This is a genomic window from Deinococcus deserti VCD115, from assembly GCF_000020685.1.
Classification (GTDB): Bacteria; Deinococcota; Deinococci; order Deinococcales; family Deinococcaceae; genus Deinococcus; species Deinococcus deserti.
On sequence record NC_012526.1, the window covers coordinates 1773703 to 1790866 of the forward strand.

Annotated in this window: 18 protein-coding genes; 14 read left to right on the forward strand and 4 right to left on the reverse strand. The window is 63.9% G+C overall.

Annotated elements, in window-relative coordinates:
• Positions 1–246 precede the first annotated feature (246 nt).
• The 8 genes from DEIDE_RS08415 to DEIDE_RS08450 all read left to right on the forward strand — a co-directional run bounded on the left by DEIDE_RS08415 (position 247) and on the right by DEIDE_RS08450 (position 9411).
• The gene (locus DEIDE_RS08415) at positions 247–1017 is read left to right on the forward strand and encodes an AIM24 family protein (protein ID WP_012693529.1); all 771 of its coding nucleotides are present in this window, start codon (positions 247–249) and stop codon (positions 1015–1017) included.
• 94 nt (positions 1018–1111) lie between these two features.
• Positions 1112–2260, forward strand: a complete 1149-nt coding sequence (gene murG, locus DEIDE_RS08420) for an undecaprenyldiphospho-muramoylpentapeptide beta-N-acetylglucosaminyltransferase (protein WP_012693530.1) — start codon at positions 1112–1114, stop codon at positions 2258–2260.
• 148 nt (positions 2261–2408) lie between these two features.
• Positions 2409–3743, forward strand: a complete 1335-nt coding sequence (gene murC / locus DEIDE_RS08425) for a UDP-N-acetylmuramate--L-alanine ligase (RefSeq protein WP_041227513.1) — start codon at positions 2409–2411, stop codon at positions 3741–3743.
• Entirely contained in the window at positions 3740–4621 is an 882-nt protein-coding gene (locus DEIDE_RS08430) for a UDP-N-acetylmuramate dehydrogenase (protein ID WP_012693532.1), read from the forward strand. Before murC ends, DEIDE_RS08430 begins: the two co-directional genes overlap by 4 nt.
• A gap of 27 nt (positions 4622–4648) precedes the next feature.
• The gene (locus tag DEIDE_RS08435) at positions 4649–5422 is read left to right on the forward strand and encodes a cell division protein FtsQ/DivIB (protein WP_242402891.1); all 774 of its coding nucleotides are present in this window, start codon (positions 4649–4651) and stop codon (positions 5420–5422) included.
• Complete coding sequence (gene ftsA, locus DEIDE_RS08440; RefSeq protein ID WP_012693534.1) at positions 5419–6735, forward strand: cell division protein FtsA; 1317 nt, start codon at positions 5419–5421, stop codon at positions 6733–6735. Before DEIDE_RS08435 ends, ftsA begins: the two co-directional genes overlap by 4 nt.
• 165 nt (positions 6736–6900) lie before the next feature.
• Complete coding sequence (gene ftsZ, locus DEIDE_RS08445; RefSeq protein WP_041227514.1) at positions 6901–7968, forward strand: cell division protein FtsZ; 1068 nt, start codon at positions 6901–6903, stop codon at positions 7966–7968.
• A 288-nt stretch (positions 7969–8256) separates the two neighbouring features.
• Positions 8257–9411: a branched-chain amino acid ABC transporter substrate-binding protein gene (locus DEIDE_RS08450; protein WP_012693536.1), complete on the forward strand. Its 1155-nt coding sequence runs from the start codon at positions 8257–8259 to the stop codon at positions 9409–9411.
• 107 nt (positions 9412–9518) lie between these two features.
• Here DEIDE_RS08450 and pfkA read toward each other — a convergent pair whose 3' ends face one another.
• The 4 genes from pfkA to DEIDE_RS08470 form a co-directional block, all read right to left on the reverse strand.
• Positions 9519–10556, reverse strand: coding sequence for a 6-phosphofructokinase (gene pfkA / locus DEIDE_RS08455; protein WP_012693537.1), 1038 nt, complete (start codon positions 10554–10556; stop codon positions 9519–9521).
• Between the two features lie 68 nt (positions 10557–10624).
• Complete coding sequence (gene rsmI / locus DEIDE_RS08460) at positions 10625–11464, reverse strand: 16S rRNA (cytidine(1402)-2'-O)-methyltransferase (RefSeq protein ID WP_012693538.1); 840 nt, start codon at positions 11462–11464, stop codon at positions 10625–10627.
• 115 nt (positions 11465–11579) lie between these two features.
• Positions 11580–11810: a hypothetical protein gene (locus DEIDE_RS08465; protein WP_012693539.1), complete on the reverse strand. Its 231-nt coding sequence runs from the start codon at positions 11808–11810 to the stop codon at positions 11580–11582.
• The gene (locus DEIDE_RS08470; RefSeq protein ID WP_012693540.1) at positions 11807–12235 is read right to left on the reverse strand and encodes a hypothetical protein; all 429 of its coding nucleotides are present in this window, start codon (positions 12233–12235) and stop codon (positions 11807–11809) included. Before DEIDE_RS08470 ends, DEIDE_RS08465 begins: the two co-directional genes overlap by 4 nt.
• Positions 12236–12361: 126 nt before the next feature.
• Here DEIDE_RS08470 and DEIDE_RS08475 point away from each other — a divergent pair, with 126 nt between their 5' ends.
• The 6 genes from DEIDE_RS08475 to abxC all read left to right on the forward strand — a co-directional run bounded on the left by DEIDE_RS08475 (position 12362) and on the right by abxC (position 17029).
• Entirely contained in the window at positions 12362–12799 is a 438-nt protein-coding gene (locus DEIDE_RS08475; RefSeq protein ID WP_012693541.1) for a 23S rRNA (pseudouridine(1915)-N(3))-methyltransferase RlmH, read from the forward strand.
• 93 nt (positions 12800–12892) lie between these two features.
• Complete coding sequence (locus DEIDE_RS08480; protein ID WP_012693542.1) at positions 12893–13534, forward strand: GNAT family N-acetyltransferase; 642 nt, start codon at positions 12893–12895, stop codon at positions 13532–13534.
• Positions 13535–13587: 53 nt separating this feature from the next.
• The gene (locus tag DEIDE_RS08485) at positions 13588–14061 is read left to right on the forward strand and encodes a hypothetical protein (protein WP_242402892.1); all 474 of its coding nucleotides are present in this window, start codon (positions 13588–13590) and stop codon (positions 14059–14061) included.
• A 264-nt stretch (positions 14062–14325) separates the two neighbouring features.
• Positions 14326–15243, forward strand: coding sequence for a phospho-N-acetylmuramoyl-pentapeptide-transferase (locus DEIDE_RS08490; RefSeq protein WP_012693544.1), 918 nt, complete (start codon positions 14326–14328; stop codon positions 15241–15243).
• A gap of 92 nt (positions 15244–15335) precedes the next feature.
• Positions 15336–16301 carry a class I SAM-dependent rRNA methyltransferase gene (locus DEIDE_RS08495; RefSeq protein ID WP_242402893.1) on the forward strand — a complete coding sequence of 322 codons (966 nt, stop codon included), beginning with the start codon at positions 15336–15338 and terminating at the stop codon, positions 16299–16301.
• Between the two features lie 80 nt (positions 16302–16381).
• Entirely contained in the window at positions 16382–17029 is a 648-nt protein-coding gene (gene abxC, locus DEIDE_RS08500) for a monothiol bacilliredoxin AbxC (protein WP_041227187.1), read from the forward strand.
• The last annotated feature ends 135 nt before the right edge of the window (positions 17030–17164 follow it).

Consider the following 17164-nt stretch of genomic DNA (forward strand, 5'->3'; position numbering starts at 1 on the left):
TTATTGTCCGGCGTGAGCACGTCCGCCAGCTCTTGCCGCCCAGGCTATGAAGCCGGCTCCCGTGAGGTTCCCGACGAAAACATGTCGGAACTACCGCTTAGTCTCATGCCCTGGGCGCTGCCCCCACATTACGCTCGCTATGAGCGGTGCCCTGCGCCACTTACAGCCCGCAGGCATCTGTGTTCCCTGCTGACTGACAGGGGCAACCCGGAACCTCAGCTCCTGTATGGGCGTACTCTGGAGCGTATGACGAATATGCAACCCGGCAGTGACGGTACGTACAGCCTCCGAGAATTTCTGGCCCAGACCGCCGAACGTGACAACCCCGGCGAGGTGTTTGAGCTCGAAAGCAGCAAGATGCTCGAGGTCAAGGTCAATGGCCGCATCTGGAGCAAACTTGGCGCCATGGTGGCCTACAAGGGCAACCTGAGCTTCAAGCGTGAGGGCACCCTGGAAGGCGGTCTGATGAAGGCCCTCAAGCGCGCCGTGAGTCAGGAAATGAGCCCGCTGGCCAAGATCGAGGGCCGTGGCGTGGCCTATCTGGCCGACCAGGGCAAGGAGGTGCAGATTCTGCGTCTGGCCGGTGACAGCCTCAACGTCAACGGCAATGACCTGCTGGCCTTTGAGGACAGCGTGAAGTACGACATCACCATGCAGCGCCGCGCGGCGGGAATGGCAGCAGGTGGCCTGTTCAGCGTGCGCGTCCAGGGTAACGGTCTGGTGGCCATCCTGAGCCACGGCAAACCCCTGACCCTGCGCGTGACGCCGAACGAGCCTGTCTTTACCGACCCCAACGCCACCATTGCCTGGAGCGGCAACCTGCAGCCTCAGCTCCGCATGGACGCCTCGCTGCGCAGCATGTTCGGCCGGGGCGGCGGCGAGACCTATCAGATGGTTTTCCAGGGTGACGGTTTCGTGGTGGTGCAGCCCTACGAGGAGTTCGAGCAGGGCCTGGGCGGGGACAGCGACGGTCACGGCGGCGGCATTGGCCGCACCATCGGCGATATCTTCGACTGAACGGTTACCGGACACCGATTGACGGGGCGCAGCATGGGACGTGCTGCGTCCCGCTGCATGTGCCAGCACCAGTCAGGCTCTACACTCGGCCTCAATGAGTCTGGTTGTAATGGCAACGGGAGGCACCGGCGGGCATATCTATCCGGCGGTGGCAACAGCGAGGGAGCTGAACGCACGGGGACACGAGACGCTGCTGCTCGGCCAGCGCGGCGGCATGGAAGAACGGGTGGCCGCCGAGCAGGGTCTGTCCTTCGAGGGTGTGGACGCTGGAAAGCTGGCCCGCAGTGGGCAGGGCCGCCCCGACCCGCGCGAACTGTTCCGGGCAGTCCGTGGCGTGGTCGAGGCACGGCGGGTGCTACAGGCCCGGCGCCCGGCCCTCGTGGTCGGATACGGCGGCTTTGCCAGCCTGCCCGGCGTCCTGGCAGCGCAGAGCCTGGGAATTGCCACGGTGCTGCACGAGCAGAATGCCCGGCTGGGCCTCACCCAGCGCGTAGCGGTCGGCCGCGCCCGGGCTGTAGGCACCGCCTATGAGCAGGTGCTTGGCCTTCCAGCAGGCGAGGGCACGCTGGTCGGCATGCCAGTCCGTGAAGAGCGGCTTTCGCGTGAGGAAGCCCAGCGGCGCCTGGGGCTGCACTCCGGACCGCTCACTGTTTTTGTGATGGGCGGCTCACAGGGATCGTTGTTCCTGAACAATAGTGTGCCTGACACGCTGCGCAACATTCTTGGCAAGGAGGGCCTGCTGAGTGGCCTGGGCAGCGAGGCTGGGCAGATCGATCTGGATTTCACCCACCCACGTGCTGGCGGCGCTGCGGTGCAGGTGCTGCACTCGACGGGTCCACGCTGGCTGGCCGACGTGGCCCCCCGCGTGCACGATCTGGAGTGGTATCACGCAGTCGGGTATGTGGACACCGTGGCGGCCTGGGCCGCGGCTGATCTGGCCATCACCCGCGCCGGGACCGGCACGCTGGCCGAAGCTGCCTTTCATGGCGTTCCCCTGGTGATGGTGCCTCTTCCGGAATCGTCGGAAAATCATCAGTATCACAACGCCCTGAGTGTCCAGCAGGCGGGCGCCGGACGCGTGGTAGAGCAGAAGAACGTTCAGGAGGCGCTGGGGGCAGCGGTGTTAGAGTGTGCCGAGCCGGGCACCCGCATGGCTATGCGCGATGCGGCACTGGCGCGTGCCCAGATAGGGGCTGCCGCGCGTTTTGCGGACCTCATCGAGCAGCACCTGCCCCGCTCCTGACCTCCCCATGACTGACTCCCCCACCAACCTGACCGACTCCCACGAGGCCACCATGTCCGGTGCATCTGGGACCTCCCAATCCGCTGCGGCGGCGGTGACTGGACCGTCGTCCTCCACCCAGGGCGACCCCTCCCTGCATTACCACCTGATGGGTGTGGGCGGCATTGGCATGAGTGCCTTTGCACGCCTGCTCCAGGCCCGGGGATACCAGGTCAGCGGGTGCGACGAGACCGCTTCTGACCTGACCCGGCAACTGGAGCGCGAAGGCATTTCAGTTGCGCTGGGTCATGACGCTGCGCACATGGCAGACGTGGACGTGCTGGTCGCGTCCGAGGCCGTCCCAAAAAGCCATCCCGAGCTGGTTGCCGCGCGCGAAGCCGGGGTGCAGGTGCGCCCCCGAATGGGTCTGCTCGACGAACTGCTGCGGGCTGGCCCCAGTGTGGGGGTCATCGGCACGCACGGCAAGACCACCACCACCAGCATGATTGCGGTGGCCCTGCAGGGCGCTGGCCTGGATCCTTCGGCCTTTGTCGGCGGCATTGTTCCTGAATTTGCCAGCAATGCCAGGATTGGCAGCGGGCCATTTGTGGCCGAGGTGGACGAGTCCGACCGGGCCTTTGCAGAACTCGGCTGTGAGACCGCAGTGTTCACCAATGCCGAGGACGATCATGTGGGAGGCAATCAGGCCACCTACTGGGAAACAGTTGAGGAGCAGCACGCTGGCTTCGCGCGCTTCGTAAGTCAGTCAGACCGCGTGCTTTTCTGTGCGGACTGGCCAGGTCTTGAAACCCTCTGCGAAGGTGCCGCTGAGCGCCTCACGTACGGTCAGGCCGAGGGAGCCGATTACCGGGCGGTGAACTTGCACCCCGACGCCGAAGGCACGTCGTTTACCGTGCATTGGCGCGGGGAGGAGCTGGGTCAGGCCCGCGTGGGGCTACCGGGAGTGCACAACGTCCTGAACGCCCTGGCCGCCCTGGCTGTGGCTCATCTGTACGGAGGCAACTTTACGCAGGCCGCAGGCGCTCTGGCCAGCTTTGGTGGCCCTGGCCGCCGCTGGCAGCGCATCGGTGAATTGAACGGCGCCCTGATTATCGACGACTATGCCCATAACGCCACCAAGGTCGCAGCGGCGGTGCAGGCTGCGCGGCAGACTGGCCGGCGGGTTCGGGTCGTGTTCCAGCCTCACCGGTATCTGCGGACCCAGCAGAGCTGGCCCCGGCTGGCTGACGCCCTGATGGACGCCGATGAGGTGCTGCTGCTGGATATCGCGGCCGCGTCCGAAGCTCCCATCGAAGGCATTCACGCCACCCTGATCTCCACGCGGATGACCGAGCAGGGCCACACGGGCGTCCATTACCTGCCGGACCGTGCAGACGTGTTGCAGCTCCTGCGAGACACCGCTGCGCCAGGAGACATCATCGTCACCATGGGTGCTGGTGACGTCTGGAAGCTCTCGCGGGAACTTGCCGGGGTAGCGCTATGAGCGCCGTGTCACCCAGCCGGACGGGCGCCCGGGTCGAGCGGCAACCCCTCTCGCGCTACACCACCCTCGGCGTCGGCGGACCGGCGGAGGTCTGGTTCGCAGGTGACCACGCACAGCTGGCCGAGGCCATGGAGGCTCCCTACCGCATCCTGGGGGGCGGCAGCAATCTGGTCATCTCAGACCAGGGTGTGCCTGAACGGGTGATCCGGCTGGTGGGCCCATTGGCCGAACGGGACCTGGACCCAGACCCACTTCTGAGCACAGATGATGAGATCGTGACCGGCTGGGTCGGGGGCGGCGTCCCGCTGCCCGGTCTGGTGCGCACGCTGCAGAAATCAGGCCTTTCCAACCTGGAGGGCACGGTCGGAATTCCTGCGCAAGTCGGCGGCGCCGTGTGGATGAATGCCGGCACCCGATACGGCGAGATGTTCGACGGCCTGCACACCATCGAGATCGTCACGCCCCAGGGTACCCGTCAGGTCTCGCCCGACGAGCTGCAGTGGGGGTACCGCAACAGCGGCATCCCACGCGGCCACGTGGTCTCAAGGGTGCGCCTCAAGCTGCGCCGCAGCACGCCGCAGGCAGTGCTGGAAAAAATGGACGCAGCCGATCAGGCGCGCAAAGGACAGCCCAAGATGAAGACCCCGGGATGTGCTTTCAAGAACCCCGGTGGGGTGAGCGCCGGCAAACTGATCGACGAGGCTGGGCTCAAGGGCACCCGCATCGGGGACGCGATGATCGCGCCGGAGCATGCCAACTTCATCGTCAATCTGGGAGGAGCCACCGCCGCAGACGTGCACGCGCTGCTTGACGTGATCCGGGCGCGGGTGGGCATCCCCATGGAACTGGAATACGAGCTCTGGCCGGAGCAGCTGTGAGATGTCCATGGCTCTGAAGAGGTTCGCGTGACCGTGCCCCCCCCAGACAGGTCGAGTGGACGCCGGGGTAACCGCCGTAAGCCGTCCTCCTCTGATCCCGCAGCTCAAGCAGAAGGTCCCTCCCCAACAGACCAGGAGACTGGACCAGCCGCCTCTCCTCCAGACCACGCTCCTTCTCGCACACGTCGCCGGCGGCTCCCCTGGGCCCTGATCCTGGGTGGACTGACGCTGGCCGGGGCCCTGGTCGCCTCCTGGGTGCTGCTCCCGATCCGGCAGGTCACCGTAGGCGGCAACGAGCGCCTGAAAGCTGCGCAGATCCGCCAGCTGGCGGGCGCCACACCAGAGTTTGGCTGGCTGTATTACGGCTCATGGCGTGCGCGGGGCCTGCTGAACAGTCCCTGGATACAGTCGGCAGTGGTTACCCGGCGCTTCCCGGACCAGGTAACGATTCAGGTCACCGAACGTCAGCCCGTCGCTCTCTGGAAGCGCACCGACAGAGAAACCGTGATGGTCGCGGCAGATGGCACAGTATTGCCTCAGGCCGGGGCTCCAGCCACGTTACCGGTCATCCAGGGGTGGGGCCCGACGCGGCTCCCGGATGCCCTGACGGTGCTGCGGGCACTCGGCCAGTACAATGTGAAATCGGTTATGTATTCGCCGTCTGGCTTCAAGGTGAAACTCGCGGCCGGATCAGTGTGGAGTGGCGACGTGCAGGCCCTCCTGAAGTATGCTGGGAGCATTAGCATGTACCCAGACAAAAACATCAACATCTACCCTTGGGGGGTGAGCGTCCAGGAATGAAAGACAATCCGATCATCGTGGGCCTGGACATCGGCACTACCAAAATCACTACCGTGATCGGCGAACTCGCCGAAGGCGGTGGTGTCGATATCATCGGCGAAGGAACCGTCCACAGCGAAGGTATGAAGCGCGGAAGCGTCGTCAACCTGGAACGGGCAACACACGCCATCCGTCAGTCGATTGCCGCTGCCGAGCGCGTCAGCGGCGTTCAGGTCGACTCGGTGTATGTCACCGTTGCCGGCAACCATGCCAAGGCCATCACCAGCCACGGCCTGGCCGCCATCCGCCGCAATCAGGAAATCAACGTTTCAGATGTGGACCGCGCGATCGAGAACGCCCGCGCGGTTCCGCTTGATCCCAATCTCGAAATTATCCACACCCTGCCGCAGGAGTATGTCGTCGACGGCCAGGAAGGCATCAAGAGTCCAGTGGGCATGCACGGCGTACGTCTGGAAGTGGACGTACACATCGTGGCCGGCACTGCTGGACCGCTGCTTAACCTGCGCCGGTGTGTGCAGGAAGCCGGCGTACAGGTCGAAGGCTTTGTCCTGCACGCCCTGGCGTCCGGACTGGCCACGCTGGAAGCCGCCGAGCAGTCTCAGACTGTGATCGTGGTGGATATGGGCGGCGGTACCACCGATATCGGCGTGTTCAAGCGTGGGAACCTGGCCCATAGCGCCAGCATTCCTATCGGCGGAGAGCACGTCACGGCCGACCTGGCCCAGATCCTCAAGATCCCCATGGAGGAAGCCGAGAACGTCAAGCGCAAGTATGGCGCGGCTATCCCCGAACTGGCCGACCAGGATCTGACGCTGGAAATTACCACCGCATCGGGCAGCACCCATGCCATCAGTGCGTTCGAACTCTCGCGGATCATCAAGCCGCGCCTCTCGGAAATTTTCAGCCTGATCCGTGACGAAATCGACCACACGCTGGGGCCGGTCGAACTGGTCGCCCAGGGTGTGGTGCTGACCGGTGGCGCCGCGCTGCTGAGAGGGACCAGTGATCTGGCGCGTGACCGGTTCCGCCTGCCTGTGCGCCTGGGTCGTCCGCGTGGGATCGGCGGCTTGACAGATATCGTCCACGGTCCTACCCACGCGGCCAGTGTGGGGCTGGTGCTGTACGGCATCGGCGAGGACGGCAAGGTGCCGCATATCGTCTTCCAGGACGAGCCTCTCAGTGCACCTCAAGTAGACCTGCCGGCTCCTCTGCCTGCGACCCCACCCGCGCCCGCACCTGCCACGTCAGCGCCGAAGAAGGAAGGCGTGAGTCTGGTAGACCGCCTTCGTAACGCCTTCAAGGACTGGATGTAATGTCCTGACCGCACAGCCCCTGGTTCCCTGGCCAGGGGCTTTCACATTCGGCCGGGTGACACGGCAGCAGGCAGTTCGGTAGGTAGGGTATCGTGCGCTAAACTACCCAAAGTTGAAATCCGGCGGGTTCCCTTTCCAGGGTGCCCCTGTGACGAAGGAGACATGATGCAAGCGGCCAGAATTCGCGTGATTGGCTTGGGCGGAGCCGGCAATAATGCCGTGAACCGAATGATTGAATCGGGACTCGAAGGCGTAGAGTTCATTGCCGGGAATACGGACGCTCAGGTGCTCGCCAAGAGCCACGCCGAGATCCGCATTCAACTGGGAGACCGGCTGACCCGTGGTCTGGGCGCTGGCGCTGACCCGGAAGTGGGCGAGAAAGCTGCCCTGGAAGACCGTGAACGCATCAAGGAATACCTTGATGGCACCGACATGCTGTTCATTACGGCCGGCATGGGCGGTGGCACCGGCACCGGCAGCGCGCCGGTGGTGGCCGAGATTGCCCGTGAGATGGGCATTCTGACGGTCGCCATTGTCACCCGCCCCTTCAAGTTCGAGGGGCCCAAGCGTCTGCGCGTGGCCGAGGAAGGCATCAGCAAGCTCGCAGAGCGGGTTGACGGCATGATCGTGGTGAACAACGAGAAGCTCCTGACCGCAGTGGACAAGAAGGTCTCGTTCCGCGAGGCCTTCCTGATTGCCGACCGGGTGTTGTACTACGGCGTGAAGGGCATCAGCGATGTCATCAACGTCGAAGGCATGATCAACCTCGACTTTGCCGACGTACGCAACCTGCTGGCCAACAGCGGCACTGTCCTGATGGGCATCGGCGCCGGGCGTGGAGAGAAGGTTGCGGAAGAAGCAGCCATGAGTGCCATCCACAGCCCGCTGCTGGAGCGCGGTATCGAAGGGGCGCGGCGCATTCTGGTCAACGTGACCGGCAGCTACGACCTGAGCATGACCGATGCCAACGAGATCGTCGAGAAGATCCGTGAAGCCACCGGCTTCGAGGAGCCGGACATTCTGTTCGGTATCACGCCTGACGAAGCGGCGGGTGACGAGGTCCGCGTCACAGTGATCGCTACGGGCTTCAACGACACGCCCGTAAGCATCGCCAGCGGCATCGGTGGCCGGGGCAGCAGCCTGGAGACCATCGTGACTGCCAAGCGGGGCAGCAGCAGCAGCTACGATCCCAAGGACTACGACATTCCAGCATTCCTGAGGAATATCGACTGAGGAGCAGACACAACCGGGAAGGCGGCCACGTACTCAGTCGTGGCCGCCTTCCTGTTTAAGCTGAGTTGTGAGGAGCAACAGGCCTTCACCATGTCCGCGATTTGGATTGAGATGTTCGATCAGAATGTAAAAAGGCTCGTTGCGTAATCTGGCCCTTCCTATCACCTGGTGATGGGAACGATGCATAGACGTGACAGTTGCCGGCAGAACTTGTCCCTTCATTCTGTACTGCGTTGTCGCACCAGCCACACTGGCTCCCCGACCCGCCATCTCAACTCTGGAGGATCCATGCACCGCACCCCCCTGACCCTTATGCTGCTGAGCGCCCTGACCCTCGGCAGCGCCAATGCCCTGACCACCGTCAAAATCGCCAGCCTTGCTCCGCTTTCCGGCGGCCAGAGTGCCATCGGAATGCAGGCGCGCAACGGCATTCAACTGGCGGTCGCCGAGTACAAGCCTCAGTTCAGGAAGCTCGGCTTTGACCTGCAGTTCGTACCCTTCGACGATCAGGCCGATCCGGCGACCGGCACCGCAGCCGCGCGTAAGATCGCTGCTGACAGGCAGATCCTGGCTGTTGTGGGTGCCATGAACAGCGGCGTCACCATCCCCGCCAGCGCCGCCCTGCAGGCCAGCCGCGTGGCGTTGGTCAGCCCGGCCAGTACAGCCAACAACGTCACCGACCGCGGCCTGAGCAACATGAACCGCATCGTGCCCCGTGACGACGCGCAGGGCCCAGCTGGTGCCCAGTTCCTGAAGACCAACCTGAAAGCCAGGAAGGTCTACATCCTGAATGACAAGACCGCCTACGGCGAAGGCCTGGCCAAGGAAGTCGAAAAGACCCTCAAGGCCAGCGGCGTGAGTGTGATCACCAACGAAGGCACCGAGGAGAAGAGTGACTTCTCCAGCATTGTCGCCAAGATCCGGCTTCAGAAGCCCGATGCCATCTACTTTGGCGGCATCTACAACCAGGTCGGCGTGTTTCTGAAGCAGTTGCGTGAATCCGGTGTCACTGTCCCAGTTGTCGGTGGAGACGGCCTGGACAGCCAGGACCTTCTCAAGATCGCCGGCAAGGGCGCGCAGAACGTATTCTTCACGACCGGTGCGGCACCGGTCGAGGCACTGCCTGCCGCCAAAGCCTTTGCAGCGGCCTATCAGAAAACCTTCAGGCAGCCAGCTCAAGGATTCGCCGTCTTCGGCTATGACGCCGCCAAGGTGACCCTGCAGGGCATCCTGAATGCGGCCCGCAGCAACGGCAACAAGCTGCCCAGCCGTACCCAGGTCGAGCAGGCTGTCCGCAAAGGCACCTTCAAGGGCCTGCTGTCCGGTACCACCAGCTTCAACAGCGTCGGTGACCGCAAGGCAGCCACCCTGTACGTGATGAAGGTGGGCGACGGCAAGATCAGGCTCAGCACCTCCGTTCCTGTCAAGCCACCCAAAAGCTGAGTACCGGATCAGTAGAGAGGAGAAGGGCTCCGGCATATCAGTGCCGGGGCCCTTTTCCTCTCTGTACGCGGCTCGAGCCGCCTTCCTCGCGTTGACCCCTGGACGATCTAGATGCTGAGGGTCATGGCGCAGCGGTACAGGTCGCGGCTCACGTCCTTGCGCTTTTCCCAGGTCTCATGCAGGGGCGTGTAGATCACGCCGCTGGCCCCACGGCCCACCATGACGCCTTTGCGGCCTTCCATCAGGGCATAGACGGCGGCCTCACCCAGCCGGCTGGCCAGAATACGGTCACTCGATACCGGTGATCCGCCTCGCTGGATATGTCCCAGGATGCTGACCCGGGTTTCCAGGCCGGTACCGGCCTCGATGGCGTCCGCCACGCCCTGCGCGCCGCCCTCGTACCCTTCGGCCACGATGATGATGCTGCCGCGTTTTCCCTTGGCTACGCTGTCTTTGACGATCTCTACAACACCCGCGACCGGCTTGTGGTCCTCAGGAATAAACACCTCTTCGGCGCCCCCGGCCACGGCGACATCCAGCGCAATATGCCCGGCGTGCCGGCCCATGACTTCGATCACAAAAATCCGCTCATGAGAGGCTCCGGTATCGCGCAGTTTGTCCACGGCGTCCAGCGCCGTTTCCACAGCTGTGAAATAGCCGATGGTGTGGTCGGTCCCGTAAAGGTCGTTATCGATGGTTCCTGGTATGCCGATGACCGGAATACCGTGCTCTTCCTGCAGGTAGTGGCCGCCGTGAAAGCTGCCGTCGCCACCAATCACGATCAGCCCGTCCACGCCCCAGTCCCGCAGCACCTGGGCCCCGCGGGCACGGCCCTCCGGCGTGCGCCAGGTCCGGCTGCGCGCCGTCAGCAGAATGGTGCCGCCACGCTGAATGATGTTGGCCACGTCGCGCGCTCCCATCACCACAAGTTCACCGCGGTGCAGACCGGAAAATCCGCGGCGAACGCCGATCATCTCGATGCCCTGCTGGGTACCGGTACGCACCACGGCGCGAATAGCGGCATTCATGCCGGGAGCGTCGCCGCCGCTCGTCAGTACAGCAAGCCGGCGTACTCCGGCAGGGTTTGGGCGGGCGGTCGTCGCAGGAACAGCTGTAGGGTTGGGGGATGTCGGATGATCTGTCATGGTGACACTCTCTTTTCAGGGATGAGGTAACGACGGAAAAACAGCACGCCACTCTCCGGGGGCAACAGTCAGTTCTGGGTGGCCTGCAGCGCCAGGGCGTAAGCGTCATTCTTACGCAAACCCTGCGCGGTGAGGCGGTCACGTATATCCCTGACCCCCAGTCCCGCCTGAGCCCATTCCCGTGCCAGCTGGGCAGGGTCCGTCACAGGCTGCGATGGATCAGGCTCACCTTCGGGCCTGCCCTCAACAACGACGACCAGTTCTCCCTTGACCGGGCCAGAAAAATGCTGAGCCAGGTCCTGCAGGGACCCGCGGCGGGTTTCCTCGAAACGCTTGGACAATTCGCGGGTCACGCTGGCCGGCCGCAGAGGTCCGCAGGCTGCCGCCAGATCCGTCAGCGTGGCCAGCAGGCGGTGAGGGCTTTCATACAGCACGCTGGTCTCTGCACGGGCCGCGATCAGGGCAAGGCGTGATTTTCGTTCGCGGCCTGACCGCGGCAGAAAGCCTTCAAAGGTGAACCGGGCACCGGGCAATCCCGAAAGCACCAGCGCGGGAACAAACGCCGTGGCTCCTGGCAGCACCTCCACTGGAATGTCAGCGTCCAGGGCGGCACGCACCAGTTCGGCGCCCGGGTCGCTGATTCCCGGAGTCCCGGCGTCACTGACGTAAGCCAGCCGCGCATGACGCTCCAGAACCTGAGGTGCGCGGTGCATGGTGTGGGCGTCAAGCCGCACCAGGGGCCGGCGGATGCCCAGGAAAGCCATCAGGGCGCCGGTCCGCCGGGTGTCCTCACACGCCACCGCATCGGCAGCACGGAGAACGTTCAGGGCGCGCAGGGTGATGTCACCCAGATTGCCGACAGGTGTGGGCACCAGCCAAACGCGGGGACCTTCCGGGATGGGAGACATGGTCCCTGGCAGGTCCAGAGCGGTCACCCCCGGAGTGCCCGGCTCCTCACCGGACTCCGCCGTTTCAGGCCACTCCAGCTCAGGCAGGTCGGCACCGGGCTCACTGCCTGCAGATTCAGTCATGGTCTCCGGGCGCCTGACTGCCGTCCAGACCTGCTTCCATGGCTAGACCGGGCGTAGGCTTGAGCCGGACCCTGATCTTGCGGGGACGCTTGAGCACACTGGTAATTCTGGCCCGCAGCAGTTCTCCCTCGCCCACGGTCACAGTGACCACCGTGCCTTCCGGAAGCCGTGCACCGATCACCACGACCACGCCATTTTCCACGATGCCCTTGTATGCCCTCATGCTTCCCTCCCCTGCGCGCGGCGCTGCCGACGCTCGGCGCGTGACAGTGCCTCGTGCAGCGCAACAATTTCTGACTCGCGTGCGCCACCCAGCCGCGAGTAGCGGTCAATCACCTCGGCTGCTTCCCGCCGCCTGCCCTGGCGCAGCAGCATAGCCCCCAGGTGCTCTCCGCGTACGAAATATGAACGGGGATTGTCCGGGTCGGCGCGGACCTGTGCGCGGGCAGCCTCCAGCTGCTCAAGCTGATGGCGGTGATGGCGCACCTGCCAGCGCACCAGGTAGGCAGTGGACGTAAAGGTCAGCAGCGCACCCAGTGTGGTGGCCATAATGGCCTCTGGCACGCCGACCTGAACTCCCAGCCGCACCGTCAGCGGAAAGCAGAAGGAGAGCACTACCAGCACTGCCAGAGTGGCCGCGTAATTCAAAAGCACCTCCAGCAGGCTGCGCCGCAGCCCAGGGCCGGGCACCAGATGCAGGTGGCAGTCTTCATACGACACAGTTTAGCGGTGGGGCAGCTCCGGGTGGGACAGGGCTTCATATAGCATCTGTATGTGCGGCTGCACCTGATCACCGTGGGAGAACCCAAACTGACCTATGCCCGGCTGGGCTGGGAGGAATACGAAAAACGGCTGCGGCGCTACCACAAGCTGCAGGTCACCCGTGTCTCGGGCCGCACACAGGCCCAGGAAAGCGAGGCGGTACGCCGTGCGGCGGGAAAAGCGCCACTGGTGCTGCTTGATCCGCGTGGCCGGCAGTTTTCGTCCCCGGACCTGAGTGCCTACCTGGACGCGCAGGCTGTCGGCGGAGTTGGGGAGCTGGCGTTTGCCATCGGCGGCCCGGACGGGCACACCGACGAACTGCGTTCTTCCGCTCATCTGCTGTGGGGCCTGGGACAGCTGACCCTGCCGCATGACCTGGCGATGGTGGTGCTTGTGGAAGCACTTTACCGCGCGTCGACCATCAGCGCTGGAGAGCCGTACCACCGCTGAAGGGCGAGTCGAGACGAGCTTTCCGGCGCGCAACGCTCGCCTATGCCCAGGGCGAAGAGTCAGAGGCTGTGGCGGCTGGCTAGAGTAAATGGCATGAGCAATAGCCCCCTGGTCTTCCCCGCCAAGCCCGCACCTACCGAGGAGTGGTTCCGGACGCCCGTTCTTCCTGGCCGGTTCATTACCCTGGAAGCTCTGCATGAGGAGCATGCCGAGGACCTTAGTTCTGGAGCCGACGCTGACACCCTGCGGTTTCTGGCGCGTGGTGGCCCGGAAGACGCCAGTGCCGAAGCCTGGGCCTCGTATATAACCCGCCTGAACGCTCTGCCGAACCGGGTCAATTTTGCTGTGCGCCTGAATGACAGCGGCAAGGTCGTGGGACGGATCAGCTACAGCGAGATCAGGGTGGCCGACCGCTGGGCCGAGATTGGCACCATGCTGCTGCCCGCCGCGCAGGGCACCGCCGTGAACCCGGAATCCAAACTCTTAATGATGACCCGGGCCTTTGAAGTGCTCGGCGCTGGCCGGGTGCAGTTCAAAGTAGACGTGCGCAACACGCGTAGCCTGCGTGCCATGGAAAAACTGGGGGCAGTACGTGAGGGCACGCTGCGGCAGTATCAGCTTCTCCCGGACGGACGTGCCCGCGACAGTGTGGTGTTCAGCGTGTTACAGGCCGAGTGGCCGGAGGTACGCGCGGGGCTGGAGGCCAGAGTGGCACAAATGATGAGGCGAGAATGAAGTTCATCATAAGAATGCCAGAATCCGGCTGGTAATCTGGAAAGGTGATACCTGTGAGCCGCGCCCTGATTGCCCTTGTGCCAGCCGCTCTCCTTGGAGTATCCGGCATGGCGGGCGCCCTGGTGGTGCCGCTCAGTGGCTGGACCCCAGTGAATGGAAACGCCCAGGAGTGGATCGATCCAGCAGGTGCGTGCGTGCTGCGCGAGGAACGCCACGGCCAGGCGTTTCCCGCTTTCCGGTCTATAGCCGAAGCCCGCACCTTTGCCGGAAAACTCCAGAACACCCTGATCCGCCGGGGCAGCGAACAGAGACTTACCGAAGTCGTGGCGCAGCCCGTGGACCGCGCAGGAGTCTGGAGTGTACTGGCGGCTTACAGCTTTGAAGCGGCAGGCGTGAAGTACCGCGTCTCGCAGCTGTACCTCAGCGATAAGGGAATTCTTCGTACCATCACGGGAAGCAGCGCCGAGCACGAGGCCAGCGCATGTGTGAACAGCATGCGCGACTTTATCCGTTATCTGGCGAACTGAGCCTTCATCCCCCAGGTCTAGGCCCGCTGAAATCAGAAGTCTCCCTGGACGCCAACCAGCATGTGCGGAGCACTCAGCACTACTCACCCCAGTACTGTCCTGAGGTGATCGTCACCGTGTCAGAAGGCTCAGCAATAGGGGTCACGGCGGTACGCATCAGACGTGGGGAAGCGGACCGGGCGCATCCACCGTCCGGCGGGGCGTGGTAACCTCGCCGATTGAGATGAGGCATGCATTCGTAGGTGCGACGCAGGTGGCCACACAGTGTTGATGGTCGCAGCGCTGCTGTCGTGGTTCCTGGTGGGCTTGTTTATTCGCGCTAGCAAGGCGCGCGGCTGGGGTCAGCCTGTGCGCAAGGACGGGCCTCAGACCCATCTGGTCAAGGAGGGCACGCCCACAGCGGGCGGCGTGGCGTTCGTGCTGGCGATGGCGCTGGTGTTCTTTCCGCTGTACCTGAGTGGCCACGCAGGTGGTGAGCGCGAACTGCTGATCATGCTCACGGCGCTGGCCATGGGTGTGGTGGGCGGCGTGGACGACTGGCTGAAAATTCAGTCGCGGATGCGTGGCCACGGCAAAAAGGAACTGCTTGCGCGCGAAAAGTTCCCGCTGCAGTTTCTGGTTGCGCTGGTCTTTGCATGGTTGGCGGCGCCGCTGGCCAGTCACGAACTGGTGCCCAGCCTGGGCCCGGTGATGGACGTGGTCCTGATCGCGCTGGTGATGGTTGGCAGCGTTAATGCCTTTAACTTCACTGACGGTCTGGACGGCCTGCTGGGCGGTGTGGCGATCATCGTATTGCTGCCACTGCTGGCCCTTTCGCCGGTTTCGGCGCTGCTGGTCGCCGTGCTGCTGGGCTTTTTGTGGTTCAACGCCCATCCGGCCCGGGTGTTCATGGGAGACATGGGCTCGCACGCCATCGGTGCGGTCGCAGCCGGGGCCTACATCCTGTACGCAGACGTCTGGCTGCTGCCCATTGCCGCGATTATTCCGGTGGTTGCCGTGCTGAGCGTGATGATTCAGGTGATCTCCTTTAAGACGCGCGGCAAACGCATCTTCCGCATGAGCCCTATTCAGCATCACTTCGAGCTGAGCGGCTGGCCGGAAACCCATGTCACCATCCGGTTCTGGGTGATCACAGCGGTAGCGACAGCGGCGGTGTGGTGGCTGTTGGGCGCCCGGCCCTGATCGCGGCTCCAGGGGTCCGGCGGGCGTGAGGTTCTCCTTACGCCCGCCGCCTTTTTGCGGAACCTCAGGCCCGCGGGCATAGAATCGTCGGTGTGCTCATCCCCGCTGTGCCTGATCTGGTCTCCCTGCTTGCCCGCCGTGCCCACCTGAGCGCTCAGGGCACGACCATCTACCGGGGCATTCACACCACTGAAACGGACGGTGTCTTTGCACTGGATGTTGCTGGGGACGCCGGGATTCTCAGTCTTTATCAGGACCTGAGCCCTCAGGAGGAAACCCAACTCGCGTCCAGTTGTGGTGAGGCGACCGGACTGGCGGGAATCTACCTCAAGCGGCGGCCGGTGGAGGCACGTCACGCAGCAAACGTGGCGCGCGAGTGGCTGTCACCCCCGGAACCGGTCTGGGGAGAATCCCGGCCCGAGGTGACCGGGCTGGAAGGCGGCGTACCCTTCGTGATCCGCCCTGGAGGGGACCTGAGCACTGGCCTGTTTACAGATGCCCGGCCAGCCCGCGAGTACGTCCGGGCGACCGCCCCAGCCCGGGTACTGAACACCTTTGCGTATACCTGCGGTTTTGGCCTGAACGCGGCGCTGGGCGGCGCTGAGACCATCAAAAACGTGGATCTGTCGCGCCGTGTCCTGAGCTGGGGTCAGGAAAACTATGCCCTGAGTGGTCTGAACGCCCCGGATACGGACTTTCTGTACGGGGACGTGTTCGAGTGGCTCTCCCGCCTCCACCGGCGCGGCGACCACTTTGACCTGGTCGTGCTGGACCCGCCGAGTTTCGCGCGCAGCAAGGCCGGCATCTGGCGGGCCGAGAAAGATTACGCACGTCTGGTTGCCCTGGCTGCCGCGGTGGTGGCTCCGGGCGGGCGGGTACTGGCCCTGCTGAATCACGCAGGAGTCAGCCCAGATGCGTTTGGACGCATGATTCACAGCGGGCTGAGTCAGACTGGCCGCTCCGGGGGCGTCTCTGCGCGCTTCACCGCCGGAGAAGATTATCCGGGTGCATGTCACCTGAAGGTTCAGGTCTGGACCCTGGACCAGTCAGGCGTCTGAGAGGTCGCCAGTTGGTACGCAGCAGACAGCTTCGTGCCTCGCCTCACTTCATTTTCTAAAGCGGCAGGTATGCTGTGGACATGACGCAAGCCACCCAAGCCGAGAACCAACAGGTGCTCGTTCCACTGACCACACCCGAAGAGGTCGACCAGTTCCTGACCGAATACCCACTAGCTGCGGTCTTTAAAGCCGGGACGTGCCACAAGACCATGCAGGGCTTTGGCGTGCTGGAAACCTTCCTGCAGCGTCACGAACTGCCGGTCGGTTTCATCCGCGTGGTGGACTGGCGTCCGGCCAGCAACCATGTGGCGCAGCGCACCGGCATCGTGCACCACAGCCCGCAGTTCATCCTGTTCCGGGACGGAGAGGTTCAGTTCGAGGTGAACAACTGGGACATTACCCCCGAGGCGCTGCGTCCGGTCTTCGATTCGCAGGTCCCCCAGCGCACGGGAAGCGCCGCCATTGCCACCGATGACAATGTGGAGCCCTACCGCCGCCTGATGCGTGATTTCGTGGACGGCCGCCTCAACGAATGGGCCTTTCAGGACCAGTACGTGACGATGTTCCGCGACGACGCCAGCCTGCGCAGTCAGCGCGAGTTCGAGCTGCTCTCACGTCTCTTCGGGGATCCGGACGCCTACCATGGTGGGCTGCACCAGTTGGGCGCCCCACAGGACCGTGGAGACCTGCGCGCCCGGGTACAGGCCCTGCTTCAGGAGCTTGGCTAAACACAACCAGATTTCGCAGCGCCGCCTTCCCAGACACGGGAAGGCGGCGTGACATTTTCGATGTATGTAAGCCAGCGGTAAGAGTAAAAAGAGTCAGATGAAGGTGCGATACATCAAGCCCGTGATTTCCTCACC

What these genes read in the sequence shown, in the direction of transcription:
- DEIDE_RS08430 (WP_012693532.1), top strand. Translation starts at nt 3,740, where the DNA reads ATGAGCGCCGTGTCACCCAGCCGGACGGGCGCCCGGGTCGAGCGGCAA.
- DEIDE_RS08450 (WP_012693536.1), top strand. Translation starts at nt 8,257, where the DNA reads ATGCACCGCACCCCCCTGACCCTTATGCTGCTGAGCGCCCTGACCCTC.
- rsmI (WP_012693538.1), bottom strand. Translation starts at nt 11,464, where the DNA reads ATGTCTCCCATCCCGGAAGGTCCCCGCGTTTGGCTGGTGCCCACACCT.
- murC (WP_041227513.1), top strand. Translation starts at nt 2,409, where the DNA reads ATGGGTGTGGGCGGCATTGGCATGAGTGCCTTTGCACGCCTGCTCCAG.
- ftsZ (WP_041227514.1), top strand. Translation starts at nt 6,901, where the DNA reads ATGCAAGCGGCCAGAATTCGCGTGATTGGCTTGGGCGGAGCCGGCAAT.
- pfkA (WP_012693537.1), bottom strand. Translation starts at nt 10,556, where the DNA reads ATGACAGATCATCCGACATCCCCCAACCCTACAGCTGTTCCTGCGACG.
- DEIDE_RS08480 (WP_012693542.1), top strand. Translation starts at nt 12,893, where the DNA reads ATGAGCAATAGCCCCCTGGTCTTCCCCGCCAAGCCCGCACCTACCGAG.
- DEIDE_RS08415 (WP_012693529.1), top strand. Translation starts at nt 247, where the DNA reads ATGACGAATATGCAACCCGGCAGTGACGGTACGTACAGCCTCCGAGAA.
- DEIDE_RS08465 (WP_012693539.1), bottom strand. Translation starts at nt 11,810, where the DNA reads ATGAGGGCATACAAGGGCATCGTGGAAAATGGCGTGGTCGTGGTGATC.
- murG (WP_012693530.1), top strand. Translation starts at nt 1,112, where the DNA reads ATGAGTCTGGTTGTAATGGCAACGGGAGGCACCGGCGGGCATATCTAT.
- ftsA (WP_012693534.1), top strand. Translation starts at nt 5,419, where the DNA reads ATGAAAGACAATCCGATCATCGTGGGCCTGGACATCGGCACTACCAAA.
- abxC (WP_041227187.1), top strand. Translation starts at nt 16,382, where the DNA reads ATGACGCAAGCCACCCAAGCCGAGAACCAACAGGTGCTCGTTCCACTG.